Origin of the sequence: Ohtaekwangia sp. (genome assembly GCF_036786105.1) — a bacterium.
Taxonomy (GTDB): Bacteria; Bacteroidota; Bacteroidia; order Cytophagales; family Cyclobacteriaceae; genus Ohtaekwangia.
Genome location: NZ_DAIQRQ010000057.1, coordinates 29,279 through 34,606, shown reverse-complemented (window position 1 = coordinate 34,606; position 5,328 = coordinate 29,279). Strand labels below are relative to the sequence as shown.

Below are 5,328 nucleotides of genomic sequence, written 5' to 3'. Positions count from 1 at the left end.
GCAGAATTAACATGGAAATGCCTAAACATCTGTAAAGTTTCTTCATACGTTTTTTTTGGTTTTGGTTAGGGTGTTCATCTTTTATTGCATTGCGACTTCCGGGATCGATTTCTAAATCAATTCACCTGTAATCGTTTGCACTAAAGTTATTGCAGCAAGAGGCTATAAATGGGTATTCATTCGTCCCGAAAAGGCGCACCAGAAGTCCAAGTACCCACCTTGAAAGTCTCTAATGAGTGTATCATTTCAACTTTCAATACGGATACTTAAAAAAAGAAGGAAGTATTCTGTGAAAAGGGGAGTTTAAAGAAAATGGCTTGCATCCTTTTATAACAGGGATGCAAGCCATGCAATTACAGAGAAAATGACCATATACATGACCACTTCAAAGAATAACAGAATTTGCAATTTGCGTTTCAAAGCCAATACTTTTATAACGCCAAAATAGGTATACCCCTCTTCTGCCAGCATAATAAATAATCCTAAAGGTGGGTAACAATTGTCTAACGAAAAGTTATTCTGCATTTTATCCCTGGCTAGCTTCGCCGCTTACCACTGGCGTAAGCAGAAGGCAGCACATGGTATTGATCTTTAAAGTGGCGGGCAAAATATTTGGGGTTGTTAAAGCCTACCCGATAAGCAATTTCGGCTACCGAAAGCTGACTTTTTTCGAGAAGCTGCGCTGCATATTGCAAACGAATCGTACGAATCAGCTCCAAGGGAGATTTACCGGTAAGTTCCTGCACTTTCCTGAAAAATTGTGCGCGGCTCACACCCAACTCACGACTCAAATCGACAACTGTTAGTTCGCTGTTCGCTATATTGTTTTCGATTGCCTGAACAACTTTTTGAACAAACTGTTCATCCAGAGGCGTAATCTGAATCTCACTTGCCTTAATTCCATTTTTCTTTGCAAACAGTGTATGCAGATCCTTCCGCAAAGAGATCAGGTTCTTGATTCTCGATTCTAATATAGGAAAGCTGAAAGGCTTCGGTATATAATCGTCTGCACCTACTTCAAAGCCTTCAAGACGTTGTTCTTCACCGGATCGGGCCGTCAGTAATATAACAGGTATGTGTGATAAGCGTTGATCTGATTTTATCGTTTTACATAAATCAATACCGCTCATGCCAGGCATCATCACATCGGTTACGATTAAATCAGGATATTGAGAAATCGCTTTCTTCAATCCCTCCTCTCCACTTTCAGCCTCAATAACAGAATAAGATATCTTAAGGTTGTCTTTTAGATAAAAACGAAAATCTTCATTGTCTTCTACCAACAAGATCAACGGCTTATCACCAACAGGTTCAGACTGATCTTCTTTTGGATTATCCTGCACAACGCTCGGTGGTTCATTTATGGTTTCGTGAACCGTATGAACAAGTTTTTTCAGCGGCAGCACTACAATAAAGGAGCTTCCCTTTCCTACCTCACTCTCGACCCTGATCGTGCCTCCATGAATGCGCACAAATTCCTTTGTTATAGCGAGACCTATACCACTACCCTGGTTGGTGAGAGTGCTCGGCAAGTCGTTCTGAAAAAAGCGTTCAAAAATAAGTTCCTGCTTTTCCAGAGGTATTCCAATTCCGGTATCTTTTACAACAATCTCAACAATATTGTTATCGGACGAGTCTTTAACATTTACGATCACCGAAATCTCTCCATTACCCATGGTAAACTTAAACGCATTTGAAAGAAGATTAAACAATATCTTCTCGACTTTATCGTGATCGAAAGTAACTTCGAGTAATGAAGTATTTGAATCAAATGTGAGTTTGATATTTTTCTTCTCCGAGAGGTCAGCAAAGGAATATACAGCTTCACGCACAAACCGGATGAGATCACCTTCAGAAGGATGAAAGCGAATATCATGAACTTCCATTTTTCTAAAATCAAGAAGCTGGTTCACTAGATTCAGCAATCGCTTTGCATTTTTTTGAATAAGATCAATATGTTTTCGCTGCTCTGAATCAACCACTTGCACGCTAAGTTTTTCCAATGGGGAAAGAATAAGCGAAAGCGGAGTTTTAAATTCATGACTCACATTGGTGAAGAACTTTGTCTTCATCATATCCATCTCGCGCGATCGCATGGCTTCCTCTTGCTGTTGTTTAATAGCAAACTTCATTCGTTCACGTTGCTGTATAAGTTTGCGTGTTATATGTAGAAGTACTATCAGAACGAGCAGGTAAATGACAATAGCTTTGCGCGATTTCCAAAAAGGCGGAAGCACTTTGATTGGAAGCGAAACTCCTTTTTCATTCCAGACACCATCGTTATTTGCAGCAATGACGCGAAATATATAGTCACCCGCATCCAGGTTGGTAAAAGTAACTCTCCGGTTATTGGCATCGGTTAGCAGCCAATCCTGGTTAAATCCTTCCAGTTTGTATTTATACTTGTTTTTTGACGGTTGTATAAAATTGAGTGCTGCAAATTCTACGGAAAACACGTTATCATTTGCCGTCAATACGATAGACGGGTTGGTAACAATGGAAGACGGTAATGTAAAATGATGCTCATTGGCATTGCCCGGGTGAACGCTCCGGTTGAATAATTGAAAATCTGTGAGCACAAGACGTGGTATTGTTTTGTTGTGGCCAATATCACCAGGCCGAAAGAGGTTGAAACCATTGGCTCCCCCGAATACGAGTTCTCCATTGCGGGTTCTCAACGCGGCATCTTCATTGAATCGCTGACCCTGCAAGCCATCAACCTCTGAATAATTGGTAAATGTAAGCCTGACTTTCCCGCTCTCTGCTATAATGGTTGCACACGAGAGGCCATTGGGCGTACCAAGCCACAACCGCCCTTCTGCATCTTCTGCCATAGACATGATGGTATTATGCGGCAATCCGTCTTTCTCAGTAAAGTTTATAAAACTGTTGGTTTCCCTTTGCCACAAGCTAAGTGCACCTTGACATCCTATCCACAGCCTGCCCTTGGAATCTTCCAGAACACCTTGAATGATGTTACTTCGAAGCGATGCCGGATTATTTCTTTCCGACTCAAAATGCACTATACCGCCAGACTCCTTCATTAAAACATCAATACCTGTAGACGTTCCGAACCAGATGTTACCTTTTGAATCTTCTTTAATCGTTGATATATATGGTGAGTAAAGCGATCGCTGGTCACGATGGTAATAATGTGTGAATGTATTATTCTTCCGATTGAAGACGCTGACTCCTCCGTCAAGCGTACCGATCCACAACCTGTGTTCCGAATCTTCAAGAATCTCCCACACACTTTTTCCTGATAAACTCGTAGGATTACTGGCATCATGCTGATACCGGATAAATTTTTTTCCATCAAAGCAATTCAATCCGCCATAAAATGTTCCTATCCACAGCTTATCTTCGTAATCCAGGCATAAACTTACTATAACATCACTGCTCAGACTATGCGGGTCTTTAGGATTATGTTTATACGTTGTAAACTTTCCAGTGTGCCTGTCAAAGTATATCAGGCCACCACCATTCGTACCTAGCCATAGGTTACCTTTTCGATCTTCTACAAAACGGTTTATATCTTCAAAAGGTAAAGCATACGGTTTGGAATGTCGGCTATACACCGGAAACCGGATCATGTTCTCGTGGAAGAAGTTTAATCCTTTCTTATATGTACCCGCCCAGATTATACCATCTTCATCTTTAAACATAACCGTAACAGAATTTTCACTCAACGAAGCATCTGTTTCCGGGTCGTTGGAAATTTTCTTTACCGAAAAGTTATTTTTATTGAAAACATAAATTCCATCAAGGACGGAAGACATCCAAATGTTTCCCTGATTGTCTTGCACAAGGCCGGTGATCAAATCGGAAGCAAGCGCTATATCTTTAGAGTTTTTACCTATATGACGAATTTTGTGTGCATCTCTGTTGTAGTAAAGCACGCCCACGTCTGCGTTGGGCGCATAGCACCAAACATCTCCGTCTCTGTCAATCATTAACTCACACCACAAAAATTTATCTTTTTCAAGCAAATGTTTTTGCAAAAAAGATATACGCTTTTCAACCGTGAATTTGTTCTTTTTGAAAACTATATTTTCGACAACTCCATTGGAGTGCGCTATCCAGTAGCTTCCATCTGCGTGACGTACAATGGATGTAACGGTATTAGAAACAATGGAGCTGCTGTCATTGTCAGCGTGCTTCAAAAGCGTTGCACTTTTTTTTTCTTCATTGTAGCACACCAACCCGTTGTTTTTCAACAGGAACCAATAATTACCGACTCTGTCGTTAATAATATTGATAATATCATCAGGATTGGTTATTGAAAATTTTCTAAGGAATCGGGAATCATTCGAAAATGTTTCTGTTTCCGGAGTATAAAAACAAAGTCCCAGGGTTGTTGTCACAATCCCCAGCTTTCCGCCCGGAACTTCAAATATTCTTCCAATATCATCAGTCAAAAGGGAAGTCGAATCGGAGGGATCATTACGATACACCTTTACCGAATAACCATCGAAGCGATTAAGGCCCGACTCTGTTCCGATCCACAGAAAACCGGTCTTATCTCTGTATACTGCTTTTACATAATTGTGCGACAGCCCCTGGCGACTGTCTACATGGGCAAACCGATACTCCTGTGCAAAACATTTTACAAGTGATTGCGCCACAAGAATTATTATGGCGAATCCGACCACTCTGAAAAAACTATACGCTCTCACGACTCTACTAGTTAATCAACTCATATCAATATTCAAGCCTATGCAATGTTATTTATTTCTAAAAGCCGCAACGGTAGTCCTATTCCTTGCCTAACCAGTCTATTGTCTTAATAAAGATACAACTTATCCATCATTCTGCCGACAATCTAAAGACAAGCTTGTCATCATCATTTACCATTCACTCCGCTAATGTACCGGACAGGGTAAAAGTGGCCAGTCCTGTTTTCAGTGCGCCAGCTTTATCCTGATATCCCGTAAATGGTGCACCCAACTTGTAGTTTATGGGCTAATGAAGATTTATACTGAAACGGATAAGAAATAATGACTATATATCAGGTTTGGACAAATTCATTTTAGTCGGGCTATGATTACACTACCGGATGCAAAAAAAATGCGTAGGGATATTAGTACCTATCGCATTCATTTATTCTCATCTATATTTTACTCAAGACTAAAACCACTAATTAAAGACATAAACCACTCTGCGCATTTATCATCTACATATTCCAGGGTTAGAAAATGATTCTTTTAAAATTGTATCTACTGTAGGATCAATTAAAAAAAGCCGTAGTCAGTAAACATTCAGCCTGATATATACCACTCTTGTTCGCTATTTATAAGTAACATAAGCTTATCTTATTCAATACTCAAA

The 5,328-nt window shown here is 40.1% G+C and carries 1 protein-coding gene; it reads right to left on the bottom strand.

Translation table 11 applies throughout. From position 1 onward, the window contains the following. Positions 1 to 536 precede the first annotated feature (536 nt). The gene (locus V7Q33_RS18760) at positions 537 to 4,625 is read right to left on the bottom strand and encodes a hybrid sensor histidine kinase/response regulator transcription factor (protein WP_333820824.1); all 4,089 of its coding nucleotides are present in this window, start codon (positions 4,623 to 4,625) and stop codon (positions 537 to 539) included. Positions 4,626 to 5,328 lie beyond the last annotated feature (703 nt).